Annotated in this window: 23 protein-coding genes, 1 tRNA gene and 3 pseudogenes; 7 read left to right on the top strand and 20 right to left on the bottom strand. The window is 59.6% G+C overall.

Annotated elements, in window-relative coordinates:
• Positions 1-480 (bottom strand): annotated as a pseudogene (locus QZ522_RS09280) (alanine dehydrogenase); the annotation flags it as partial.
• Between the two features lie 138 nt (positions 481-618).
• Here QZ522_RS09280 and QZ522_RS09275 point away from each other — a divergent pair.
• The 3 genes from QZ522_RS09275 (at position 619) to QZ522_RS09265 (ending at position 3,847) form a co-directional block, all read left to right on the top strand.
• Positions 619-1,077, top strand: a complete 459-nt coding sequence (locus tag QZ522_RS09275; protein WP_294610196.1) for an Lrp/AsnC family transcriptional regulator — start codon at positions 619-621, stop codon at positions 1,075-1,077.
• An 85-nt stretch (positions 1,078-1,162) separates the two neighbouring features.
• On the top strand, positions 1,163-2,155 hold the full coding sequence (locus tag QZ522_RS09270; RefSeq protein ID WP_294610193.1) for a Hint domain-containing protein: 993 nt from the start codon (positions 1,163-1,165) through the stop codon (positions 2,153-2,155).
• A 102-nt stretch (positions 2,156-2,257) separates the two neighbouring features.
• On the top strand, positions 2,258-3,847 hold the full coding sequence (locus QZ522_RS09265; protein ID WP_294610190.1) for a GMC family oxidoreductase N-terminal domain-containing protein: 1,590 nt from the start codon (positions 2,258-2,260) through the stop codon (positions 3,845-3,847).
• A 291-nt stretch (positions 3,848-4,138) separates the two neighbouring features.
• Here the strand turns inward: QZ522_RS09265 and pnp are convergent, their stop codons facing one another.
• From pnp to QZ522_RS09230, 7 genes and pseudogenes are all read right to left on the bottom strand, one after another.
• Positions 4,139-6,280 (bottom strand): polyribonucleotide nucleotidyltransferase, encoded by a 2,142-nt coding sequence (gene pnp, locus QZ522_RS09260; RefSeq protein WP_294610187.1) that lies wholly within the window; start codon positions 6,278-6,280, stop codon positions 4,139-4,141.
• Positions 6,281-6,446: 166 nt separating this feature from the next.
• Positions 6,447-6,716, bottom strand: a complete 270-nt coding sequence (gene rpsO / locus QZ522_RS09255; protein ID WP_294610184.1) for a 30S ribosomal protein S15 — start codon at positions 6,714-6,716, stop codon at positions 6,447-6,449.
• A gap of 158 nt (positions 6,717-6,874) precedes the next feature.
• Positions 6,875-7,324, bottom strand: a complete 450-nt coding sequence (locus QZ522_RS09250; RefSeq protein ID WP_294610181.1) for a hypothetical protein — start codon at positions 7,322-7,324, stop codon at positions 6,875-6,877.
• Positions 7,325-7,327: 3 nt separating this feature from the next.
• Positions 7,328-7,525 (bottom strand): annotated as a pseudogene (locus QZ522_RS09245) (calcium-binding protein); the annotation flags it as partial.
• A gap of 74 nt (positions 7,526-7,599) precedes the next feature.
• Positions 7,600-7,926 (bottom strand): annotated as a pseudogene (locus QZ522_RS09240) (hypothetical protein); the annotation flags it as partial.
• Between the two features lie 105 nt (positions 7,927-8,031).
• The gene (locus QZ522_RS09235; RefSeq protein WP_294610178.1) at positions 8,032-9,012 is read right to left on the bottom strand and encodes an NAD(P)-dependent oxidoreductase; all 981 of its coding nucleotides are present in this window, start codon (positions 9,010-9,012) and stop codon (positions 8,032-8,034) included.
• A 111-nt stretch (positions 9,013-9,123) separates the two neighbouring features.
• On the bottom strand, positions 9,124-10,149 hold the full coding sequence (locus QZ522_RS09230; RefSeq protein ID WP_294610175.1) for a LacI family DNA-binding transcriptional regulator: 1,026 nt from the start codon (positions 10,147-10,149) through the stop codon (positions 9,124-9,126).
• A 138-nt stretch (positions 10,150-10,287) separates the two neighbouring features.
• On the opposite strand from QZ522_RS09230, the gene QZ522_RS09225 reads away from it, so the two are divergent.
• Positions 10,288-10,364 (top strand) — tRNA-Arg (locus QZ522_RS09225).
• An 11-nt stretch (positions 10,365-10,375) separates the two neighbouring features.
• Here QZ522_RS09225 and QZ522_RS09220 read toward each other — a convergent pair.
• Genes QZ522_RS09220 through QZ522_RS09210 form a run of 3 tightly spaced genes read right to left on the bottom strand, consistent with a single transcriptional unit; the run spans position 10,376 to position 12,887 of the window.
• Entirely contained in the window at positions 10,376-11,143 is a 768-nt protein-coding gene (locus QZ522_RS09220; protein WP_294610172.1) for a 5-oxoprolinase subunit PxpA, read from the bottom strand.
• Positions 11,144-11,148: 5 nt separating this feature from the next.
• On the bottom strand, positions 11,149-12,171 hold the full coding sequence (locus QZ522_RS09215) for a biotin-dependent carboxyltransferase family protein (protein ID WP_294610169.1): 1,023 nt from the start codon (positions 12,169-12,171) through the stop codon (positions 11,149-11,151).
• A complete protein-coding gene (locus tag QZ522_RS09210; protein WP_294610166.1) occupies positions 12,168-12,887 on the bottom strand; it encodes a carboxyltransferase domain-containing protein in 720 nt (239 codons plus the stop codon). Before QZ522_RS09210 ends, QZ522_RS09215 begins: the two co-directional genes overlap by 4 nt.
• Before the next feature lie 152 nt (positions 12,888-13,039).
• Between QZ522_RS09210 and QZ522_RS09205 the strand changes: the two genes are divergently transcribed.
• The 3 genes from QZ522_RS09205 to QZ522_RS09195 all read left to right on the top strand — a co-directional run bounded on the left by QZ522_RS09205 (position 13,040) and on the right by QZ522_RS09195 (position 15,915).
• Complete coding sequence (locus QZ522_RS09205; protein WP_294610163.1) at positions 13,040-14,005, top strand: TRAP transporter substrate-binding protein; 966 nt, start codon at positions 13,040-13,042, stop codon at positions 14,003-14,005.
• A gap of 80 nt (positions 14,006-14,085) precedes the next feature.
• Positions 14,086-14,610, top strand: coding sequence for a TRAP transporter small permease (locus QZ522_RS09200; protein WP_294610159.1), 525 nt, complete (start codon positions 14,086-14,088; stop codon positions 14,608-14,610).
• A 3-nt stretch (positions 14,611-14,613) separates the two neighbouring features.
• Complete coding sequence (locus QZ522_RS09195; RefSeq protein ID WP_294610157.1) at positions 14,614-15,915, top strand: TRAP transporter large permease subunit; 1,302 nt, start codon at positions 14,614-14,616, stop codon at positions 15,913-15,915.
• Here the strand turns inward: QZ522_RS09195 and QZ522_RS09190 are convergent.
• The 9 genes from QZ522_RS09190 to QZ522_RS09150 all read right to left on the bottom strand — a co-directional run.
• Entirely contained in the window at positions 15,912-16,427 is a 516-nt protein-coding gene (locus QZ522_RS09190) for a winged helix DNA-binding protein (RefSeq protein ID WP_294610155.1), read from the bottom strand. The genes QZ522_RS09195 and QZ522_RS09190 overlap by 4 nt on opposite strands.
• A gap of 257 nt (positions 16,428-16,684) precedes the next feature.
• The gene (gene tenA / locus QZ522_RS09185) at positions 16,685-17,371 is read right to left on the bottom strand and encodes a thiaminase II (protein WP_294610153.1); all 687 of its coding nucleotides are present in this window, start codon (positions 17,369-17,371) and stop codon (positions 16,685-16,687) included.
• Positions 17,368-18,303, bottom strand: coding sequence for an ABC transporter substrate-binding protein (locus tag QZ522_RS09180; RefSeq protein ID WP_294610152.1), 936 nt, complete (start codon positions 18,301-18,303; stop codon positions 17,368-17,370). The genes tenA and QZ522_RS09180 overlap by 4 nt, the downstream gene beginning before the upstream one ends.
• Positions 18,304-19,293, bottom strand: coding sequence for a HesA/MoeB/ThiF family protein (locus tag QZ522_RS09175; RefSeq protein WP_294610151.1), 990 nt, complete (start codon positions 19,291-19,293; stop codon positions 18,304-18,306).
• Positions 19,290-19,886: a thiamine phosphate synthase gene (locus QZ522_RS09170; RefSeq protein WP_294610148.1), complete on the bottom strand. Its 597-nt coding sequence runs from the start codon at positions 19,884-19,886 to the stop codon at positions 19,290-19,292. The genes QZ522_RS09175 and QZ522_RS09170 overlap by 4 nt, the downstream gene beginning before the upstream one ends.
• Positions 19,883-20,656, bottom strand: a complete 774-nt coding sequence (locus QZ522_RS09165) for a thiazole synthase (protein ID WP_294610145.1) — start codon at positions 20,654-20,656, stop codon at positions 19,883-19,885. The genes QZ522_RS09170 and QZ522_RS09165 overlap by 4 nt, the downstream gene beginning before the upstream one ends.
• Before the next feature lies 1 nt (position 20,657).
• Entirely contained in the window at positions 20,658-20,855 is a 198-nt protein-coding gene (thiS, locus tag QZ522_RS09160) for a sulfur carrier protein ThiS (RefSeq protein WP_294610142.1), read from the bottom strand.
• Positions 20,839-21,834, bottom strand: coding sequence for an FAD-dependent oxidoreductase (locus QZ522_RS09155; RefSeq protein ID WP_294610139.1), 996 nt, complete (start codon positions 21,832-21,834; stop codon positions 20,839-20,841). The genes thiS and QZ522_RS09155 overlap by 17 nt, the downstream gene beginning before the upstream one ends.
• A gap of 3 nt (positions 21,835-21,837) precedes the next feature.
• Positions 21,838-22,300 (bottom strand): PfkB family carbohydrate kinase (locus tag QZ522_RS09150; RefSeq protein WP_294610136.1); only part of this gene is annotated, 463 nt, incomplete at its 5' end.

Below are 22,300 nucleotides of genomic sequence, written 5' to 3'. Positions count from 1 at the left end.
CATAAGGACGCCGCGGCCGCCATTGGCCTTTTGCAGGGTCCAGGCGCCGACCTGCGGCGCAAGACGACCAGCAACCTCGGACATCGGTGCCAGAAGCGGCAGGCCACCGGTGCGGTCGGTCACGGTTTCGTAGGCAATCGCGGTACAGCCAGAGGCGAGAAGATCCTTGGTTTGTTCGGGGTCGGGGGCAAGGTGCAGGTAGGTGAACAAAAGCTGACCTTCGCGCAGCATCTTGCGCTCGACCGGCTGGGGTTCCTTGACCTTGACGATCATCTCGGCCTTGGCAAAGATTTCCTCGGCGGTGTCGATGATCTTGGCGCCCGCAGCCACATAGGCGGCATCGTCAAAACCGGCGCCAAGCCCGGCACCGGATTGAATAAATACCTCGTGGCCTTGGCTCACGGCCTCTTGCGCGGCATTGGGGGTCACGCCGACGCGGTATTCCTGTGGCTTGATTTCTGTGGGGCAACCGATCTTCATTGGGCTCTCTCCTCCTTGAGTGTTCTCTCCACCGTGCCAAAGAAACTGAGCAAAGTGATTGACATTTCACTCGCCTTTCAGAGTATTTTGCGAATTATATTCGCATTAATGCCATATGGTTCGAAGGGATTTGCGCTCATGTCACTTGATACGAACGATCGTCGTTTGTTGCGGATCCTGCAAAAGCGCGGGCGCATTTCCAATGCCGATCTTGCCGACGAGATAAACCTTTCGGCCAGTGCCTGTCACAGACGGGTGCAGCGGCTTGAGGCGGAGGGGTATATCAAGGGGTATGTCGCCCTTTTGGATGCCCGCAAAATGGGCGTGCCAGCGACGGTTTTCGTGGAAATCACCCTGAACACGCAGGCCGATGAAGTGCTTGAATCCTTTGAAAAGGCGGTGGCGCGCATCCCCGATGTGCTTGAATGTCATCTGACCGCAGGCAGTGCCGATTACATTCTCAAGGTTGTCGCCGAGGATACCGAAGACTTTGCCCGCATTCATCGCCAATACCTGACGCGGTTACCCGGTGTCGCCAAGATGCAGTCAAGTTTCGCGCTGCGGACGGTGTTCAAAACCACGGCCCTGCCAGTTTAAGTCAAATCCTCGGTTTATTTTACGCCGCCGTTAAGCACGTTTTCAGCCATCGGATGTGATTGTCCCGCCAACGAAGGGTTGGGGCATGGTCAAGACATTCAACGGGCTGGATAATGAATTTGCGATCTCTACTGGCAGCAATGTCAACAGCAGCCCTGGGCGGTCGAAATTCGATTATCCGCCAACGAGTTCCATTGATCTTGTGGTCACATCGCAGGAGGGCGACACCGATCCCAACCTTTTTGAGGTTGGCGAAACCTATACCGTAAGCTGGTCCGGTGCGAGTAGCGGGGTGATTTTGGATGCCGCCGTGGTCCGAAGCGACGACGCGCCCGGCGGTGGTGGCGGTGTTATCGTGTTCGAGGGATTGGATCAAAACGGTGATCTGGTTCAGGTCGTCTGGACGCCAAGCTTTGATCTTGAAAGCTGGTATTTCGACAATTTTGTTGGGGAGCAGCCACCGGAATTTTACACCACAGATCAAAACGAGGCCTATACACATGCCTATGTGTGTTTCGCCATGGGTGTCACCATAGGCACGCCATCCGGCCTAAAACCGATCGAAATGCTGTCTGCTGGTGATTACGTTTCAACGCGGGATCATGGGCGCCGGAAAATCCTTTGGGCGGGGCGCAAAACCGTGGTCGGGGCCGGGCGCAATGCGCCGGTCTGTTTTGATCGCGGCGCGATTGGCAATCGTAGGCCAATGCGCCTGTCGCAACAGCATCGGGTGATGGTCGCCTCGCCCATGACCGAATTGTTTTTTGGCCATCACGAGGTTTTGGTGCCGGCCAAGGCGCTTGTGAACGGTCACGATATCCGGTTGGAGCCCTGCCAGGAAATCACCTATCTGCACCTTCTGCTGGAGCAGCACGAGATATTGAATGCCGGGGGCGGCGCGCCCTGTGAAAGTCTCTTGCTCGGCGATATGGCCGACACCCTGATGTCAGAAGACCTTCCCGAGATCAGGGGGCTTGGGTCGGTGGGCATTCGCGCCGCGCGCCCCATTCTGACCTATCGCGAGGCCCGCTGTATCGTCGGGGCCCGCGTGCCGCCCGAGGCAGCAAAAGCGGTTTGAGCGATGTGGCTGCCGGAGCCCCGAAAACCTGGGAATTTCTTGGATGCTGCGCTTGTCTGTTGGATGACTTTGCATCACTCTTTGCCCCAAAAGGGGGAGGTCATGGATTGGGACTATATCATTGTCGGGGCCGGAAGTGCGGGGTGTGTACTTGCCAACCGCCTAAGCAAGGCCGGGCAAAAGGTGCTTTTGCTAGAGGCCGGCGGGCGCGACAATTATCATTGGGTGCATATCCCGATGGGCTATCTTTACTGCATCGGCAATCCGCGCACCGATTGGTGTTTCAAAACCGCACCCGAACCGGGGTTGAACGGTCGAAGCCTGTTGTATCCGCGCGGCAAGGTTCTGGGCGGGTGCAGTTCGATCAACGGGATGCTCTATCTGCGCGGGCAGGCCGCCGATTACGATGGCTGGCGGCAGATGGGCAATACCGGCTGGGGCTGGGATGATGTCCTGCCCTATTTCAAACGGTCCGAGGATTACGTCGACGGGGCGTCCGACCTGCATGGCGCGGGGGGCGAATGGCGGGTGGATAATCAGCGGCTGCATTGGGATGTTCTTGATCACTGGCGCGATGCGGCTTTGGCGGCAGGCCTGCCGCTTAGCCATGATTTCAACACCGGTGACAATGAGGGTGTCGGATATTTCAAGGTCAACCAGCGCGGCGGTTGGCGGATGAATACCGCCAAGGCGTTTCTGCGCGCGGGAAGTGGCCCCGGTTTGAAGGTCGAAACCCAGGCACATACACAGCGCGTCCTGATCGCGGACGGTCGCGCCGTCGGGGTGGAGTACCTGCAAGGCGGGGCGGTCAGGACGGCGCGTGCCAAGGGCGAGGTAATCCTGAGCGCGGGCGCGGTCGGAAGCCCGCAGATCCTGCATCTCTCAGGGGTCGGGCCGGGCGAAGAGCTTGCTAGTCATGGGATCGAGGTTCGCCGTGATGCCCCTGCCATTGGCGGCAATCTTCAGGACCATCTGCAACTGCGCTGTGCCTGGCGGCTGAACGGGGCGAAGACCCTTAACACCATGGCCAATTCGATGTTGGGCAAGATGGCGATCGGGCTTGAGTACCTGGTTAAACGCTCGGGTCCGATGTCGATGGCGCCAAGTCAGCTTGGCGCCTTTGCAAAATCCCGACCCGACCTTGCGACGCCCGATCTTGAGTTTCACGTTCAGCCGCTGTCGCTCGAGGCGTTCGGACAGGGCCTGCACGATTTTCCGGGGATGACCGCCAGCGTCTGTAATCTGCGACCGGAAAGCCGGGGGCGGATATCGCTATCCTCGGCCAACCCGCAGGACGCGCCGGTGATTGCGCCCAATTACCTGTCGACCGAAGGCGACCGACAGGTTGCGGCGGCCTCGATCAGGGTGGCGCGTGAGATCATGGATCAGCCCCCGATGCGGCATTACGCCCCTGAAGAGATCAAGCCCGGACCATCGGCGCAAACTGAAGCAGAGCTGATGGTGGCGGCAGGCGACATCGGCACCACGATCTTTCACCCGGTCGGCACGGTGCACATGGGGGCCGATGACAGCGCCCCGCTTGATCCGCGTCTTCGGTTGCGCGGGGTTGGCGGATTGCGGGTGGTCGATGCAAGCGTGATGCCGACGATTACCAGCGGCAATACCAACTCTCCGACAATCATGATTGCGGAAAAGGCGGCGGATATGATTCTGGCGGATGCGCGGGGCTGATGGCACAACAAAGCCCCGGTGTTTCCACCGGGGCTCGACTGGCACGCATTATCGTGAGTGATGGCGCACAGCAGTCAACCGTATAACGCACAAAACTGGAACTGGGTAACTCGTCGACAGGCGTATGTCTGTCACGCGCTGTCCCAATGTTCATGGGGGATAAATATGCGTTTGTCCCGTAAGGAAAACCTTACCATTGCGCCAAAAAGCTGGATGACGTGACGTAAGCTTTTGAAATGAAAAAGGCCCCGGCACGGATGCCGGGGCCTTGATCTGGGCGTGGGACGACAATCAGGCGTCGTCTTTTTCTGCCTTCTCGGGTTTGACTTCTTCGCCGGTCTCCTGATCGACGACTTTCATCGACAGGCGGACCTTGCCGCGGTCATCAAATCCAAGAAGCTTGACCTTAACGTCCTGACCTTCTTTCAGCACATCGCTGGGATGGTTCAGGCGGCGGTTTTCGATCTGGCTTACGTGGACCAGACCGTCGCGCTTGCCAAAGAAGTTCACGAAGGCGCCGAAATCGACGATCTTGACGACCTTGCCGTCGTAAACCTGGCCTACTTCGGGCTCGGCCACGATCGAATAGATCATGTCATAGGCTTTCTTGATCGAATCCGCGTTCGGGGATGCGATCTTGATGATGCCTTCGTCGTTGATGTCGACCTTGGCGCCCGACACTTCGACGATTTCGCGGATCACTTTACCGCCCGAGCCGATCACTTCACGGATCTTGTCGGTCGGAACCTGCATGGTTTCAATCCGGGGGGCATGGATGCTGAAGTCAGCAGCGCCGGAAAGCGCCTTGTCCATTTCGCCGAGGATGTGCATGCGGCCTGCTTTGGCCTGCTCAAGCGCCTGTTTCATGATCTCGGGGGTGATGCCCGCAACCTTGATGTCCATTTGCAGAGAGGTGATGCCCTCGGACGTGCCGGCCACTTTGAAATCCATGTCGCCCAGGTGATCCTCGTCACCAAGGATGTCCGACAGGATCGCGAACGAACCGTCATCTTCAAGCACAAGGCCCATCGCCACACCGGCAACGGATGTCTTGAGCGGAACGCCCGCATCCATCATCGACAAGGAGCCACCACAGACCGACGCCATCGAGCTTGACCCGTTGGATTCAGTGATCTCCGACACAAGTCGGATGGTGTAGGGGAAATCGGTTGCCGCAGGCAGAACGGCCTGAAGCGCGCGCCATGCGAGTTTGCCGTGGCCGATTTCGCGACGTCCCGGAGGGCCAACGCGCCCGGCTTCGCCCACCGAATAGGGGGGGAAGTTATAGTGCAGAAGGAAGTTCGATTTGAAATTCCCGTGCAGCGCGTCGATGAACTGTTCGTCGTCGCCGGTGCCAAGCGTGGTCACGACAAGACCCTGGGTTTCCCCGCGAGTGAACAGCGCCGAACCGTGGGTCCGCGGCAAGAGGCCGGTTTCGCAGACGATGTCACGGATTTCATCCAGACGCCGACCGTCGATCCGGTTGCCGTTCTTCACGACATCGCCGCGCAGAACGCTCGATTCCAGCTTTTTGAACGCCGAACCAAGGTTGCCGTCTTCAAGCTGTTCTTCGCTGAGCTTGGTCTTGATCGCCTCGCGCGCGGCAGAGATCGCCTGGGTGCGTTCCTGCTTGTCGCGAATGGCGAATGCGGCGCGCATGTCGTCTTCGCCAGCGGCTTTGACGGCGGCGTAGAGATCAGAGTAATCCGGCGGGGTAAAGTTGAACGGCTCTTTCGCGCAGTCTTCGGCGAGCGAGATGATCAGGTCACAAACCGGCTGGATTTGCTCATGCGCGAAGGTCACGGCGCCAAGCATTTCTTCTTCGGTAAGCTCATAGGCCTCGGATTCGACCATCATCACGGCGTCTTTGGTGCCTGCGACGACCAGATCAAGGCGCTGTTCGGGGTTGTTGCGCAGGTTGTGCATATCGTCGATCTCGGGGTTGAGGATATATTCCCCATCCGAGAAACCAACGCGACAGCCGGCGATCGGGCCACGGAACGGCGCGCCCGAAATGGTCAGCGCTGCCGAGGTCGCGATCATCGCAACGATATCGGGATCATTGACAAGATCGTGGCTCAGAACTGTACACATCACGAGGGTTTCGTTTTTGAACCCCGGTACAAACAGCGGGCGGATCGGGCGGTCGATCAGGCGCGCGGTCAGGGTCTCTTTTTCCGAAGGACGTGCTTCGCGCTTGAAAAAGCCGCCGGGCACTTTGCCGGCTGCATAATATTTCTCTTGGTAGTGAACCGTCAGCGGGAAGAAATCCATTCCCGGTTTTTGCTCTTTGGCAAAGGTCACGTTCGCCATCACGCTGGTTTCACCAAGCGTGGCAATGACAGACCCATCGGCCTGACGGGCAATCTTGCCGGTTTCCAGTGTGAGGGTTTCTTCCCCCCACTGCATCGATTTTTTCGTCTCTTTAAACATCACGTTTCCTAAGTTGGCCGTATCGGGCGTATCCCGTCGGGCCCATTTGCATCCGGGGCCACATTGCCCCGCGGCTTTTCTTCATCCTGTTGCCACCGCAAAGCCAGACGGGGAAAACAATCGGATCATGTAAAAACCGCGCCCGTTGCGGGGCGCGGCATTTGTCTTAGCGGCGGATACCGAGGCGTTGGATCAGGTCGCGATAACGGCCCTCATCCTTGGACTTTACGTAGTCCAGAAGCTTGCGGCGCAGCGCAACCATCTTCAAAAGGCCACGACGACCGTGGTTGTCTTTCTTGTGGATTTTGAAATGCTCGGTCAGCGTGGTGATCCGCGACGTCAGGATTGCAACCTGTACTTCGGGCGAACCTGTGTCGCCTTCTTTGGTTGCATATTCTTTGATGACGCGTTCTTTTTCTTCTGCGGTAATCGACATCGGGGTCTCCTTTTAAGTCAAGGTTGAGGGCGCAGGCCGGGATGTCGTCCAGCCAGGTCCATTAGAGATCGCCTCGGGACGGGCCCGAAGGATACGCGCGTATAGGGGAAATCGGCCGGAAATGAAAGCGCGAATCGCGCAGTCGGATCATTGACGCCTCACAGGTCGGTTATCGCCGCAAAACTGCTGTGCGGCAAAAGCGTGATGTGGTCAAGCGACAGGTCCCCGGCATTGGCAATCATGGCAATGCGCACGCCGTTCAACACAATATGTTGATTGTCCGCGTTGTTTTCGTCGGTCTCAAGGCCGACTTCGGGGTCGGCACCATCGCTGTCATCGTAAAACACCATAAGGAAATCCTCGGCGGCGGAGAAATCAAGCACTTCGGCCTGATGACCCTGTGAGAGCCAATCCCCAAGCAAGATCGAATCTTTGCCCGCCCCGGCGGTGACGATATCGTCGCGCCCGGCAATGATAAGGTCATCGCCGCCGCCGCCATTCAGGTAATCCCGGTCGTCGATATCACCGGCGGCTTCGGTCGACTCGTCGGCGGTCACGCCGTTGACAACGTCATTGCCCCAGCCGCCAAAGAGCGTGTCCTGACCCATGCCGCCATCCAGCGTGTCGTCATCCAGGTCGCCATGCAGGGCATCATCGCCGTCACCGCCGCCCAGGCTATCGTTTCCGGCGCCCCCGACAAGGCTATCGGCGCCGGACCCGCCCGTAAGGACATCGTCGCCGTTGTGGCCAAAAAGCGCATCATCGCCGCCTTCACCATAGAGGCTGTCCGCGTTGTCACCGCCATGCAGGGTGTCATTGCCCGCATCGCCATGGATGTGTCATGGCCAAGGTTGCCAAAAAGCTGATCGTCGCCGTTTCCTCCGGTGATCACGTCATCCCCGCCATAGCCGTTGATCTGATCATTTCCGCCGGTGCCCGCGATGATGTCGGGCCCGTCATCGCCGCTTATGATTTTGCCGCTGTGATCGTCATCATCCAGGGCGGCGCCAGCGTCAACGAAGGCCGCGGATTGAGGGGCGGTGCCGTCAGGGTCACTCAGTACCTGTTGCAGAAGATCGGGCACCGCATCGCCGGAGGTATCGTTATCCGATCCATCCTCGGTCTGACTGTCCGGAGCGTCATCTAATTCGGTGTCGTCCGTCGGGGTCAGGCCGACAAAGGCCGCTGCACCGGCCGCTATCACACCCATCAAACTCGCAAGAAAAAGCATTATACAGACTCGCCCGGTACTTCGTGTCATCCAACCAAAGGGCGAAGAACTCGGCAACTGTTAGCCTGCAATATGGTTAACGGCTCAGGGGGAGGGTGAGCCAGCCACCGTGCGGCCCCGCGGCACCACCTCATAGCCGGGCTCTTCGGGTTCATCATCAAGCATCTCGGGCGGGAAACCATCGGCCAGGATCGAGAGGCCCGTGGCATCCTCGAGGCGGCGTATGATGTCATCCGATTGCGCGCGCTCGCCATAGCGCTTTTGACCATCCTTGAAGATGTCGATCATCAGCGGGCTGATTTCCAGCGGGATGCCGTGGTCTTCGGCCAGCTTGTGAAACAGGCCGATATCCTTGAGCACAAGATCCATGGTGAAAGAAATGTCGCGGCTTCCGTTCAGAATGACCTGACCTTCGGTTTCCGCCACAAAGGAGGTTCCCGAGGAAATCACCATCGCCTCATAGGTCGTGGCCATATCCATCCCGGCCGCCTTCATTGTTACCATCGCCTCGCACATCGTCAGAAGGTTGGCGGTGGCCAGATAGTTCGTCATCACCTTGAGAATCGAGGCGCTTCCGATGGGGCCGGTATGAAGCACGCGGCGGCCAAGGGTTGTCAGCATCGGCAGCATCCGCTCGAATGTTTCTCGGTCACAACCTGCAAAGATCGAGATATTGCCGGTGGCGGCGCGGTGACAGCCCCCCGAGACCGGGCATTCAATCGCCGAGCCTCCCCTGGTTTTGACGAGGTCCGCCAGGCGCTTTACCTCGGAGCCGTCGGTGGTCGACATTTCGGCCCAGATCTTGCCGTCGCTGATCCCGGCCAAAATGCCATCCTCGGCCTCCATCACGGCCGAACAGGCGGCGGGAGATGGCAAGCAGGTGATGACAACATCACAGATTTCGGCCAGTTCCTTGGGGCTGTCGGCACTTTTGGCGCCACGCGCCACGAAATCCCGCACCAGGGTTTCGTTGAGATCGCGCACCGTAAGGTCAAACCCGTTGCGCAGGATCGACCCTGCCAGTTTGCCCCCGACATTGCCCAGTCCGATGAATCCGATTTTCATTCACTTTATCCCTGTTTGTCTGCCCTCGCCGGGGCCGTTGGGACAAGCCTTTTGCGATTCGCGCGACAAATGCAAAAGCGAAATGCGGGACGGGTATAAAACCGTGGTTGCTCAGCTGCGGCGCAGCGTGTCGCCAAAGCTTATCGTGGGCTCAAGCGTGATGCGCACCGGATCGCTCGGCGCGTCGGCCTCGGCGCGTGCGGCGATGATCTCGGCAGCCTTGCGACCGATTTCCAGGCGACAGGCATCCATCGTTGCCAATTCGCGTGGCAGCCCCTTGAGAAGATCAACCCCGTTGAACCCGGCAAGTCCGACCTGACCGGGAATATCAACGCCCTGTTCAAGCAGGTAAAGCAACCCGCCCGCACCAATCATGTCGTTGGAATAATAGAGGAAATCAATGTCCGGTGTGCGACGCAAGATCTCTTCGGTCATTTCGCGCCCCTTCAATAGGGCCGAGCCGCCGGAATAGAATTCCTGATCGGCGATTTCGATGCCTGCCTTGGCAAGCGCCTCGGTAAAACCCTCAAAGCGTTTGCGCGCACGGTGATCGAGCGGCATCTTGGTGCCGAGAAAGCCGATACGCTTGTACCCGCTCTTGATGATCGCCTGGGCCATCTGCTGGCCGGCGCGCCGATGGGAAATGCCAACCACGGAATCGATCGGTGTGCCGTCCACATCCATGATCTCGACCACCGGTATACCGCTTGCGCGGAGCATGGCGCGGCTGGCATCGGAATGCTCCAGCCCGGCGATGATCACGCCAGAGGGCCGCCAGGACAGCATTTCGTAAAGGACCTTTTCCTCTTTTTCCGGGCGATAGCCGGTAAGCCCGACAACCGGCTGAAGGCTGGTTTCCTCAAGGCTCTGGCTAATGCCGGTCATGACTTCGGGGAACACCATGTTCGACATCGACGGGATGATCACCGCTACAAGATTGACCCGGCTTGACGCAAGCGCGCCCGCGATCTTGTTGGGCACATAGCCAAGCCGCTTTGCCGCCTCGAGAACCCGCTTGCGGGTGGCGTCCGAGACATCGCCCTTGTTGCGCAAAACCCGGCTGACGGTCATCTCTGACACGCCTGCGGCCTCGGAGACATCGCGCAGGGTCAGAGGGTGATTGTCATTTTGGGCCAAGGTTGTTTTCCTGCAAGGTCTTTCCCAAGTGTTATCGCAAACAGCCAGCCGTGATCAAGCGGCCAGAGCCACATTGACGCCATGAGGGTAAATCGGGCGATGACAAATGGTTTTCAGGACGGTAATGAAAACGCGCGTGGCCCCGTGGCTCAACTGGATAGAGCAGCCCCCTCCTAAGGGGCAGGTTGCAGGTTCGAATCCTGCCGGGGTCACCAGCCAGATTCCTTTACGACGCGCCGAATTGTGCCAGGGGTACGCCGTTTTCTTCAAGTTTGCCGCGTACCGCGCGTGCGATTTCAAGCGCCTCGGTGGTGTCGCCATGGACACAGATCGTGTCGACGCGGGTCGCGATGCGTTTGCCGCTTTCGGCGATGATCGCGTTTTCGGTGACCATCGCAAGGATGCGTTCTGCCGCGATTCCAGGGTCGTGAATAACCGCACCGGGAAGCTTGCGGTCGACCAGGGTGGCATCGTCGTTATAGGCTCGGTCGGCGAAAATCTCTCCGGCCCAGTTACAGCCAAGCTCCTCTGCGACCCGCTGCATCGGGGTGGCGGCAAGAACCAGGATGGTAATCTCCGGTGCAATGTCGAGTGCGGCGCTGTAGCAGGTTCGGGCAAGATCGGCGTCCTCGCTGGCCATATTCGAGAGCGCCCCGTGAAGTTTGAAATGCCTGACCTGCGATCCGGCGGCGCGGGCCATCGCCAGTGACGCGCCCAGTTGATACTGAATCATGTTGCGCAGGCTGTCTGGCGAAAGGTGCATCCTGCGTCGGCCAAACCCTTGCAGATCGGCAAATCCGGGATGCGCGCCTATGCCGACGCCCTTGTCACGCGCAAGGCGCATGGTGCGCGCCATGACGTCGGGGTCACCGGCATGAAAGCCACAGGCGATGTTCGCCGAGGTGACCACGTCCAAAAGCGCCGCATCGTTTCCCATGGTCCAGTCACCAAAGGATTCGCCCATATCGGCATTCAGATCCACAGTTCTTGTCATCGCGGTTATTCCTCTGTGTCGTCCCATCCGGTGATCGCCCCGCTGATAAGCTGATAGCTCAGAAGGTCCTGCATGCGGTGCGGATCGCGGATCAGGGGGTGTACCAGACGTGCCATATCGGCCCGGATGGTTTCAATGGAGCGGTGCGCTGCGACCGCTTGTTCATGGGTTATAAATTCAAAGGTAAGGATCGTGCCGGGCGTGGCCTGTGCGACCTTGGGCAGGTCATCGGGCGTGACCGTGCCGATGCGGGGATATCCGCCAACCGTCTGACATTCCGGCAGCAAGACGAAAGGCTGGCCCTCGCCGGTCATCTGAATATCGCCGACGGTCATGCATTCGGACAGGATGGTTAGCTGTTCACCGGTGGAAAACGGCGCACCATCAAATGCAAGCTCGGCGCCCTGACGGTTGCCCCGTGGGGTGCGTTCAAATGCGGTGGCCTCGAAGCGCATGCGTACATCTTCGGGAAAATGACAGGTGTGGACGCTTGGTAAAACAGTCACTGTTCCGCCTGAAAAGCGGTCTTGCGGTGTCAAGACATTGCCGGTGTTATCAAGATGCGGATCGGTGCCGACTGGCAGATGATCCCCGCTCTGAATAGGTTTTCCAATGCCGCCTGTAAGATGCGCGGCGCGACTTCCCAGAAAGGGTTTCGTGTCTATGCCGCCACCGACATGCAGATAGCCGTAATTGCCGCCGCTGGCTGCGCCGATCGTCAGGCGCTGGCCCGCTGCCATGAAATGGGTGGCGTTCCAGACCAGTGCCGCGCCATCGAGCTCGGCCTTCATCGGCGCGCCAGTCAGGGCGATGCGGATATCGCGGGTTGCCTCGAACTCGCCGCCCATGCCGGCCATTTCAATCGCCGCAAGCCCAAGGCCCTGACCCAGAAGGGCCGCGCCCTCGGCAAGGGCCACCCGATCGGCCGCGCCACCTGCTGCCAGCCCATAGACAAGCTGACCAGGGCGGCCCAGATCCTGGATCGTCATCGCAGGGCCTGCGCGGCGCACGAGTATGGCGGCACTCATGGGATCACCTCGAATGTCGCGCCGCCAAGCCCGCTATCGTCGGTATCTTCGATGTGGCCAAGTTCTTCCTCGGAAATGGCGGAAAACAGGATTTCATCGCCAACCCCCAAAGTGAACGGTGCCTCTTGATCAGGGCGAAAACCGCGAAACGCGGTTTGGCCGATCATCCGCCAGCCGGTGGGCGTGGCGGCGGTGAACAGGACCAGCTGTCGGATCGCAACGGCGATGGCACCATTCGGGACCTGTTTGGTCAGACCGGACTGGCGGGGGATATTCCAATGAGGCGGCAGGGTGCCGAGATAGGGCTGACCCGGCGCAAAGCCGATGGACAGGACGCGCACGCGGGTCGCCGTCATTTCTTCAATTGTCTGATCGCGGTCGATGCCTGCCAGCTTTGCTGCCTCGTCAAGTTGCGGCCCGCGCGTGCCGCCGAAAGCGGCAGGCACATGCCACAGGCGCCGCTGTTGCGGCAATGGCACATCTGACCAGTCTGTTGCCTCAAGCAGGTCCAAAAGCCGGGCGCGAATATGCGTCAGGTCGGATTTCAGCGGATCATAAAGCACGAAGGTCGAGGCAAGGGATGTCGTTGTCTCGGTAATGCCTTCTATTGCCGCATTCTGTACCATCGCCCGGAACGCCAACGCTGCGCGGTTCGCGCCATCGCTAAGGCGGTCGGCGAACGTGATCAGCAAACCGTCGAGTCCGACGCTTCTCATCCTTGGAAAGCTTTCTCGCCTATTGCTTTGAGAGGTCACCGTCATGCACCTTGATGATATCACTTGCTACAATCTCAAAACGATGATAAATTGTCAACATAATACACCTAAAAAGGTATCGTTCGGATACGAACCCAACAGGAGAAAAAAGAATGAAGGTAATAAGCGCAGCATTTTTTGCCGCAAGCATGGTCGTGGCTGCACCCGCCCTCGCCGAAAGCTGGGATATGCCGACGCCCTATGGCGACAGCACCTTTCACACCGTCAACATCCAACAATTCGCCAAAGACGTGGAAGAAGCAACCAATGGCGAGCTGACCATCACTGTGCATTCCGCCGGGTCGTTGTTCCCGCACCCGGAAATCAAGAACGCGGTCCGTTCGCGCCAGGTCCCGATCGGCGAGTTTTTCCTGTCGCGTCTCTCGAATGAGGATCTTGCCTATGGCCTCGACAGTCAGCCGTTTCTGGCCACCAATTATGAAGATGCAGCCAATCTTTGGGCCGCGCAGAAACCTGTGATTTCCGAGTTGATGGCCGCCGAAGGCCTGATGCCGTTGTTCTCGGTGCCGTGGCCCGCTCAGGGGCTTTATACAAATGGCGAGATCAAGACCGTCGACGATCTGGCCGGTCTGCGGTTCCGCGCCTATAACGCCTCGCTTGAAGAATTCGCGACCGCTGCCAAGGCCGCCCCTGTGCAGATCGAAGCCTCTGACATTCCCCAAGCCTTTGCCACGGGTCAGGTTCAGGCGATGATCACCTCGCCTTCGACCGGCGCCAATTCCAAGGCCTGGGATTTCCTGAGCCATTATTCCCCGATTGACGCCTGGTTGCCCAAGAACATCGTTGTCGTGAACAAGCGCGTCTTTGACAAGCTGTCGCCCGAGGCACAATCGGCGGTCATGGATGCTGCTGCGGCGGCGGAAACGCGTGGCTGGGATATGTCCCGCGCCGAAGCGGCCGAGAAAACCAAGGTGATGGCGGATAACGGCGTGGCAATTGTGCCGCCCTCGGCCGAGTTGACAGCAGGCCTTCAGGCGATCGGTGCGACCATGCTTGAAAACTGGAAGGCAAACGCGAGCGATAGCGCGATGGCCATTCTGGACGCCTATCAAAAGTAAGCCGCGCGGGGCACAGCATGGTCAAATGGCGATGCCGTGCCCCCGACATCCCCTGAACATTTCCAAGAGGAGCCACAGACATGCGGCTACTACTTGATCGCCTCTATCAGATCGCAGGCGGGATCGCCGCGGTTTCCATTCTTGGTATCTGCCTTGTGGTCTCGGCGCAGGTTGTTCTGAACATCCTGGCGCGACTTGGCGGGCCGGGCCTGTCATTTACGATCCCGTCCTATGCCGATTTTGCCGGGTACATGCTGTCGACCGCTTCGTTCATGGCGCTGGCCTATACCCTGCGCAACGGTAGCCACATCCGCGTCAATCTGTTCGTACAGAAACTTTCCGATCGTCCGAAATGGATTGTCGAGCTTGTCGTGCTTGCCCTTGGCGGCGCGATTACCGGGTATGCCACCTGGTATGCCGTCGCCCTGATGGTCGAAAGCATCGAGTACGGCGATATGTCCACCGGTATCATCGCGATCCCGCTCTGGATGCCGCAGACCGCGATGGTGGCTGGCCTTGGCCTTTTGACCATCGCGCTGATCGACACATTGATCGAAGCCCTGATCGCCCGTGCGCCGGTGCTGATCGATTCAGGATCGGAATAACTCATGTCTGACCCGATGGTTTTCACGATTCTGCTCTCGGTCCTGCTGGTGCTCTTGGCGATGGGCATGTGGGTGGCGCTGTCGCTGACGCTTATGGCCTTTGTCGCGCTGGTCTTTTTTGCCAATCCACCCGCCGGTCAGGTGCTTGCCACCACCCTCTGGGGCCATAGCCATAGCTGGCCGCTGGCGGCGCTGCCGCTTTTCATCCTGATGGGCGAGATCCTGTTACGATCCCGCCTGAGCGAGGATATGTTTTCAGGTCTTGCGCCCTGGCTTGGCCGGGTTCCGGGGCGGTTGTTGCATGTCAACATCCTTGGCTGTGCGATTTTCGCTGCGGTTTCGGGATCGTCCGCTGCCACCGCCGCCACGATCGGACGTATGTCGGTGCCCGAACTGACGAAACGTGGCTATCCTGAAAAGCTTATTCTCGGCACGCTGGCGGGCTCTGCCACGCTCGGGCTTCTGATTCCGCCGTCGATCATCCTGATCGTCTACGGAGTTGCGACCGAGCAATCCATCGCGCGCCTGTTCGTGGCCGGGGTTCTGCCGGGTTTGATGCTTGTCGGCCTGTTCATCGGTTATTTGGCGTTCAAGGCGATCCTGAACCCCTCAAGCATCCCGGCGCTGGAGGGGGCATATTCCCTTGGCGAAAAGCTGCGCGCCTCACGCAGGCTTATCCCGGTGCTGTTGTTGATAAGCGGTGTTATCGGTTCGATCTATTCCGGGGTTGCGTCACCCACGGATGCGGCGGCGCTGGGCGTTGTCCTCTCTGCCGTTTTGGCGATGTCGACCGGGGGGTTTGGCATGGCGGATTTCAAGGATGCGCTTTTGTCCGCCACCAGGACATCCTGCATGATCGCCTTTATCCTGATGGGGGCCGCGTTTTTGTCGATCTCGATGGGCTTTACCGGCATTCCGCGCAACCTTGCGGCGTGGATCGGCGGGTTCGAGTTGTCGCCCTATGCACTTCTTGCGGCCCTCACCGTGTTCTTTGTCATCCTGGGCTGTTTCCTCGACGGGATCTCGGTCGTTGTGCTGACCACCTCGATCATTCTTCCCATGGTCGAGGCTGCCGGAATAGACCCGCTCTGGTTCGGCATCTACCTTGTGCTGGTGGTCGAGATGAGCCAGATCACCCCGCCCGTCGGTTTTAACCTGTTTGTCATTCAAGGGCTGACCGGGATCAACATTCTGCGGGTCGCAACCGCCGCGATGCCGTTCTTTTTCCTGCTGCTTCTCGGCGCGCTCCTGATCACCGTCTTCCCGTCGATCGTGACCGTCCTGCCGAACGCCATGGGCAACTAAAGCGAAGAAGCGGCGCGGCTTGCCTGATCGTACTGGCCCGACATCGTGCGCAGGGTCGATGCAATCTCGGCAAGCTCGGCGCCGGAAATCCCGGTGCGGGGCAGGCCGCTCAGAAAGCATTCCTTGCGTACCTTGCGGTAGAGATCGCAAAGTTCCGCGCCGGATTCCGAGGTGCGGTAAAATACTTCCTTGCCGCGTTTTTCCGAGGTGACCAGCCCAAGTTTCAAAAGTTTGCGCAGGGCATAGTTGATCGTATGGCTGTCTTCGATATTCAGCATGAAACCGATATCCGCCAGCCGCTTTTCCCGGTCGCGGTGATTGACGTTATGCAGGGTCAGGATTTCAAGCGAGCTCAGTTCCGGCATACCGGCCGCGTTCATGCATTTCTGCATCCAGCGGCTGAAGGCGTTATAGGCGATGATCAGGCCGTATTCGAATTCCGAGGTTTCCCAGCCCTCACCCTCGGCCAGATGACGGGAGGATACGATACGTCGACGGTCAGGTTCGCTCATCAGGATATTCCTGCAAATCGTTTATAATCTGTCTACAAATTCACAATATACTAAAACCGTTCAGGATTGAATGCCTTGCCGGGCAATTCCTGCGTGACCTTGCCTGAACCAAGTAAACGCTCCAAAGCACTTTATTGCGCGGACATTCTTCCGCTGCGCCGACGTCGGGCCGTTGACCGCTTCTTCTTGTCTGAAATATCCCGGGGAGTGCGAGGGGCAGCGCCCCTCGCTCCGCCCTTGGCGTTGCGTCCCGGACTTCAGTCGGCAAATGACAGGCCCATGTCCCAAAACGCCACTTCAAGTCGTGTTGCGGTGGTGAACCTCTGGCTGATCCGCTGCCAGCCGGGGGTGCTTTCCGGCGCATCGCCAAGCCGACGCAGAACCGCCCCGTCAAACAGCGCACCCGCATCACGACAGACCTGTTGATAGTCCTCACCGGCATAGGTGGCGATCCAGTCGCCATAGGGGTGATCGGGATACGCATCTGCGGCGAGCCGCGCACCGATTTCTCCATAGCCCATCACACAGGGCGCAAGCGCCGCGATCAGGTCAATGAAATTTCCCGAATGGCCCGCATCCATCACATAGCGGGTATAGGCAAGATTGGCAGGGTGCTCGGCGGCGGTGAACAACTCTGCTTCGCTCAGACCTTCGGCGGCGCAGGTTTTCACGTGCAGGCTGATTTCGCCATTGACCAAGGCATCCACCGTCGCCGCACAGGCGCGCATTTCTTCAAGCGCGTCGGCCTTGGTGACCGCCAGCGCCCAGGCCCGCGCGAAATGGATCAGGAAAATGTAATCCTGAACCAGATAGCCAAGGAAGGCCTTGCGCGGCAGCGTTCCATCGCGGAGCCTTTCGACAAAGGCATGGTGGGTATAATCCTGCCAGACCTGCCCCGCCGCATCGCGCAGGCGGGGAAAGGTGGTGCCATAATCGCCGGTCATTCGACGCTCAGATCCAGGGCGAGCCCGGAAACCGGTGTGAATTCTTCGATCATGCCGGTGTCCTTCAGGAAGGCTTCAAACCGGGTATAGCGGGCATGATCAAGGGCCGAGGGGCGCAGTGCAAAGCGCGGCATGGTATCAACCCAGGCCTTTGCGTTCAGCTCATCACGCAGTTCGGCCGAGGTGCCGGCAAAGATCTCCCAGCTCTCCTTGGGGTGGTTGACGATATATTGCGTCGCGCGCTCGGTGGCGAAGAGAAAACGGCGGATCATATCGGCGTTCATCGTCTCGGGATTGGCCACATAGATAAGCTCGTCATAGGCCGGGATGCCTTCTTCCTCGATATAAAAACAGCGCCCCGGCACGCCTTCGATCTCCATCTGGTTCAGCTCGAAATTGCGATAGGCGCCGATCACCGCATCGACCTGGCCTGACATGAGCGAGGGCGACAGCGACCAGTTCACGCTTACCAGTTCGATATCGTCCAGGGTCATGCCATGCTGCCCGAGGATTGTGGACAACAGCACCTCTTCGACACCGGCAACCGAAAAGCCAACCTTGCGCCCCTTGAGGTCTGCGCTTGATTTGATCGGGCCGTCCTCAAGCACCAAAAGACAGTTCAGCGGCGTTGCCACCAGCGTGCCAACCCGGCGCAGCGGCAACCCGCCTTCGATCTGCATATGAAGCTGTGGCTGGTATGAAATCGCAAGATCGGCCTGACCGGCGGCCACCATTTTGGGCGGATCGCTTGGGTCAGCGGGGGCGACGATTTCGACCTCAAGACCGGCGTCTTTGAAGTACCCAAGTTCCTGCGCCACGATGATCGGCCCGTGATCGGGGTTTACGAACCAGTCAAGCAAAAGGGTCATCCGGTCCTGCGCCATGGCCGGGGCGGTTGCCAGTATGGCAATCAAAAACGCGAGGTATTTCATTCATTCGTCTCCTTGGGTGTCAGTAGATCTGTCGCCGAGGGCGATCAGTGCAATTTCTCCGGGCCAGTATTGGCGCAGGCGGGTTGCGGCCTGCCAGGCGCGCAGGCCCGAGCGACAGGCAAGAACGGCGCGTTGGCCGTCTTCCGGCAGGGTCGGCTTGTCAAAATCGGAAACGGTGCGGCGGGTGGCGCCCTCAAGGGCGGGGCCCGTTTCATCTGCGGCGCGTAGATCGCTCAGCGCGTCAGAGGCGCGGACCTCGCTGGCGGCGATAAAGTGAAACCCGTCCTCGGGCTCTGGCGCACCATCAAACCGGAACCCGCCAAAGCGACAGCCAAGGGCATCAAAGCTTACCAGCTGACCCAGCGGATCAGGCTCTAATCCAGCCAAAACCGCCAATGCCATCTGTGCCTGAAGCGCGCCCATCACGCCCACGGCTGGCCCCAAAACGCCATCGGCATCACAGCTTCCAAGACGATCTGGCAGATCGGGAAACACCGCGCGCAACGAGGGTGCCGTGCCGCAAAACCCGCCGCAATAGCCCGATGTGCCAACGATTGAGGCGCTGATCAACGGCGTGTCGGTCGCCTTGCAGATATCTGACAGGACATAGCTGGCGGCGAAACTATCGGCGCAATCAATCACAAGGTTGGCCCCGGCGCAAAGGGCGGGCGCATTGGCCGGATCAAGCGGCATGGTAACCGGTGTGATGGCGCAGTTGCTGTTCAACGCAGCCATATGCCGGGCGGCGACCTTGGCCTTAGGCTGGCCGATATCGGCCTCGCGGAACAGCGTCTGACGGTGCAGATTGCTAAGCGCGACGTGGTCGTGATCCATCAAGGTGATATGCCCGACGCCCGCCCCGACCAGATATTGCAGGACCGGCGCCGCAAGTCCACCAGCCCCGACCACCAGCACGCGTGCCGACCCCAGGCGGGCCTGTGCGCCGCTGCCGAATTCCGGCAGGGCAATCTGGCGTGCATAACGGGTCATTGCGTTGCCCCAAGCCATGCCGTGATGCGGCCTTCGGGATCGTCGTTCAGGGTGATGTCGGTGACCGCCGCGACACTATCGGCACCGGCCTCAAAGGCCCCGGCGGCGCGTTCCACCGACATGCCGCCAATCGCCACAAGGGGAATGTCACCGATCACGGCCTTCCATTCGGTGAGCTTTTCAAGCCCCTGTTGATGCCATTTCATTTTCTTGAGGATGGTCGGATAGACCGGCCCAAGGGCGACGTAATCGGGATCGAACGACAGGGCGCGATCAAGCTCGGCCCTGTCATGGGTGCTTAGGCCAAGCTTGAGCCCTGCGCGCCGGATGGCGGTGATATCGGCCTCATCCAGATCCTCTTGCCCGAGGTGAACCCAGTCACAGCCCGCGTCGATTGCAATCTGCCAGTAATCGTTGATCACAAGGATCGTGCCCTGCGCCCGGCAAAGCGCCTGTGCCTTGATCACGGTATCGCGCACCACTTCGGGCGGCGTATCCTTGATGCGCAGTTGCACCAGCTTTACGCCAAGCGGCAACAGCCGCTCCAACCAGTGCAGATTGTCGAAAATCGGGTAAAATCGCGGAAGGGTCATGCCAGAAACGCCTTGCCCAGGATGGGTGTCGACGGGGCGGCCATGTCGCGTGGCTCCATCGGGTCGGCCTCAAACGCAAGGCGCCCGGCCTCCAGCGCGCGGGCAAAGCCCTCGGCCATTGCCGCCGGATCGCCCGCCTTGGCCACTGCGGTATTGAGCAGGACCGCGTCATAGCCAAGCTCCATCGCCTGCGCCGCCTGACTTGGCAGGCCAAGACCGGCATCAACCACAAGCGGCACATCGGGGAAATGGGCCCGCAGCGAGCGTAGCCCGTACACGTTATTCAGACCCAAACCCGTGCCAATCGGCGCCCCCCAGGGCATCAGAACGCGACAGCCCGCCTCGATCAGGCGATCGCAAAGAACAAGGTCTTCGGTGCAATACGGAAACACCTGAAACTCGTCCTCTGTCAGAATGCGCGCCGCTTCGACAAGGCCAAAGGGGTCGGGTTGCAGGGTGTCGGCATGGCCGATCACCTCTAGTTTGATCCAGGGGGTGTCAAACAGTTCGCGCGCCATCTGTGCGGTGGTCACCGCCTCGCGCACCGAATGGCAACCGGCCGTATTGGGCAGCACCTTGACCCCGAGGTCGGCGATCAGATCCCAGAAATCCTGGCCCGCGCGCTCGCCGCCCGCTTCGCGGCGCACTGAAACCGTGGCGATACCCGCGCCCGAGCGTTTGAACGCCTCTGCAAGAATGGCGGGCGAGGGGTATTGCGCCGTACCAAGCATCAGCCGCGAGGCGATCTTTGTATCGTAAAAAACTGGCATTCTAACCTCCTTGACGCGGGGCGACGATTTCGACCCGATCGCCTGTGTTCAGGGCCTGTTTCTCTCGCAAAGTGGCGGCTACGAAACTCTCGTTCACCGCTGTGGCGATCTTGGACTGGCCGTGGCCCAGCTCATCCAAAAGACCGGCTAGCGTGGTTGCGGTCGTGTCGTGCGGCGCGCCGTTAACTATGATCTTCATCCATCACCTCCGGTATCTGACCATCCATCACCAAATCCGCCGTCATCCGCGCCAGTGCGGGCGACAGAAGAAACCCGTGCCGGAAAAGGCCGTTGACATAGATCATGCCGCCCCGTCTGCGAATGCGCGGCAGGTTGTCGGCAAAGGCCGGGCGCGCATCGGTGCCGATTTCCAAAAGCTCGGCCTCGCCAAAGGCGGGATTCAGGGCATAGGCGGCGCTGAGCATTTCCAGCAAGGACCGAGCGGTGACGTGATCGCTGGCACTGCTTTCGATCATTGTTGCACCGACCATATAGATGCCATTGCCACGTGGTACGACATACAATGGGATGCGTGGGTGCAGTAGCCGCACGGTGCGCGATAGAGTGACATCTGGGCAGGACAGCATCAGCATCTCGCCTTTGACACCGCGCAGGTTGGTCAGCTCATCCCGAGCGCTGTAACCGCGACAGTCGATGGTTAACCCTGCCTTGGAACTGTCAGTTGGGTCGCGTTCGGCCACGATGAATTCAACGCCGTCTCGCAATAACGACTGATGCAACGCAGTCAGGGCCGAACGGGGGCAGATATGGGACTCGCTGGAAAAGAATAGACCCGACGAAAAGCGATCACCTAGATCGGGTTCCAGCTCGGCAATCTGTGCGCGGTCTACGTGGTCAAACTGGCTGGTGCGGCGGGCAAACTGGCATAGCTGCCCTTGGTCGCGGTCCTGAGACACAACCAGGGATCCCTGACTGTTCACCAGCCCGGTCTTGTCCTGCCACCACTGGGCCGCGCCTTCACCCAGGTTCACCACCTCGGGTTCAGCGCTCTCGGCCTCGCAGTAGGGCGCCAGCATCCCGCCAGCCCACCACGAGCAAGAATGCGTGCCGGGTGCGCCGCCCCTGTCGTAAAGCTGCACGTGAGTGCCACGATCGCGTAGTTCGCGCGCGATGCACAGGCCGGCAACTCCGGCGCCGATGATGGTTACATCGACCATGACCTAGCTCCAGACCGCATGAAAGTGGTGCACTGGTCCATGACCGCTGCCGATGGTTAGGTCGTCTGCTGCAGCGATGGCTTTTTGCAAATACACATGCGCGGCAGTCACTGCGTCTGTCAGGGGCAGGCCGCGGGCGACCTGTGCTGCAATGGCCGCAGAGTAGGTGCAGCCAGTTCCGTGAGTGTTGCGGGTGTTTACGCGGGATGCCGACAGAGACAACGGTTTCGTAGAACGACTCAGCAATAGATCGGTGCAAGTGTCTCCGGTGCTGTGCCCGCCTTTCATCAACACGGCGCCGGGGCCAAGTTCCAGTAGGGCAAGGGCCTGATCTTGCATGTCCTGCTGGTCCTGCGCTGCGTCTGCTCCCAACAGTTTCGCGGCTTCGGGCAGGTTGGGGGTCAGCAGATCCACATGCGGTAGAAGGTCTGATTTCAGAGTGGCCACAGCCTCTTCCTGCAAAAGC

The sequence above is a fragment of the uncultured Roseovarius sp. genome (assembly GCF_913054395.1).
In the GTDB taxonomy this organism is placed as follows: domain Bacteria; phylum Pseudomonadota; class Alphaproteobacteria; order Rhodobacterales; family Rhodobacteraceae; genus Roseovarius.
Note: the sequence above shows the minus strand (reverse complement) of the source record. Positions and strands in the feature narration are given on the sequence as shown.

Bases quoted from the DNA above. Each gene is read 5' to 3' on its own strand.
- QZ522_RS09270 (WP_294610193.1), top strand. From the start codon at position 1,163: ATGGTCAAGACATTCAACGGGCTGGATAATGAATTTGCGATCTCTACT.
- QZ522_RS09200 (WP_294610159.1), top strand. From the start codon at position 14,086: ATGCGGCTACTACTTGATCGCCTCTATCAGATCGCAGGCGGGATCGCC.
- QZ522_RS09155 (WP_294610139.1), bottom strand. From the start codon at position 21,834: ATGGTCGATGTAACCATCATCGGCGCCGGAGTTGCCGGCCTGTGCATC.
- rpsO (WP_294610184.1), bottom strand. From the start codon at position 6,716: ATGTCGATTACCGCAGAAGAAAAAGAACGCGTCATCAAAGAATATGCA.
- QZ522_RS09220 (WP_294610172.1), bottom strand. From the start codon at position 11,143: ATGACAAGAACTGTGGATCTGAATGCCGATATGGGCGAATCCTTTGGT.
- QZ522_RS09235 (WP_294610178.1), bottom strand. From the start codon at position 9,012: ATGAAAATCGGATTCATCGGACTGGGCAATGTCGGGGGCAAACTGGCA.
- QZ522_RS09210 (WP_294610166.1), bottom strand. From the start codon at position 12,887: ATGAGAAGCGTCGGACTCGACGGTTTGCTGATCACGTTCGCCGACCGC.
- QZ522_RS09190 (WP_294610155.1), bottom strand. From the start codon at position 16,427: ATGAGCGAACCTGACCGTCGACGTATCGTATCCTCCCGTCATCTGGCC.
- QZ522_RS09265 (WP_294610190.1), top strand. From the start codon at position 2,258: ATGGATTGGGACTATATCATTGTCGGGGCCGGAAGTGCGGGGTGTGTA.
- QZ522_RS09205 (WP_294610163.1), top strand. From the start codon at position 13,040: ATGAAGGTAATAAGCGCAGCATTTTTTGCCGCAAGCATGGTCGTGGCT.
- QZ522_RS09215 (WP_294610169.1), bottom strand. From the start codon at position 12,171: ATGAGTGCCGCCATACTCGTGCGCCGCGCAGGCCCTGCGATGACGATC.
- QZ522_RS09170 (WP_294610148.1), bottom strand. From the start codon at position 19,886: ATGACCCTTCCGCGATTTTACCCGATTTTCGACAATCTGCACTGGTTG.
- QZ522_RS09275 (WP_294610196.1), top strand. From the start codon at position 619: ATGTCACTTGATACGAACGATCGTCGTTTGTTGCGGATCCTGCAAAAG.
- QZ522_RS09180 (WP_294610152.1), bottom strand. From the start codon at position 18,303: ATGAAATACCTCGCGTTTTTGATTGCCATACTGGCAACCGCCCCGGCC.
- QZ522_RS09250 (WP_294610181.1), bottom strand. From the start codon at position 7,324: ATGGGTCAGGACACGCTCTTTGGCGGCTGGGGCAATGACGTTGTCAAC.
- tenA (WP_294610153.1), bottom strand. From the start codon at position 17,371: ATGACCGGCGATTATGGCACCACCTTTCCCCGCCTGCGCGATGCGGCG.
- pnp (WP_294610187.1), bottom strand. From the start codon at position 6,280: ATGTTTAAAGAGACGAAAAAATCGATGCAGTGGGGGGAAGAAACCCTC.
- thiS (WP_294610142.1), bottom strand. From the start codon at position 20,855: ATGAAGATCATAGTTAACGGCGCGCCGCACGACACGACCGCAACCACG.
- QZ522_RS09195 (WP_294610157.1), top strand. From the start codon at position 14,614: ATGTCTGACCCGATGGTTTTCACGATTCTGCTCTCGGTCCTGCTGGTG.
- QZ522_RS09165 (WP_294610145.1), bottom strand. From the start codon at position 20,656: ATGCCAGTTTTTTACGATACAAAGATCGCCTCGCGGCTGATGCTTGGT.
- QZ522_RS09175 (WP_294610151.1), bottom strand. From the start codon at position 19,293: ATGACCCGTTATGCACGCCAGATTGCCCTGCCGGAATTCGGCAGCGGC.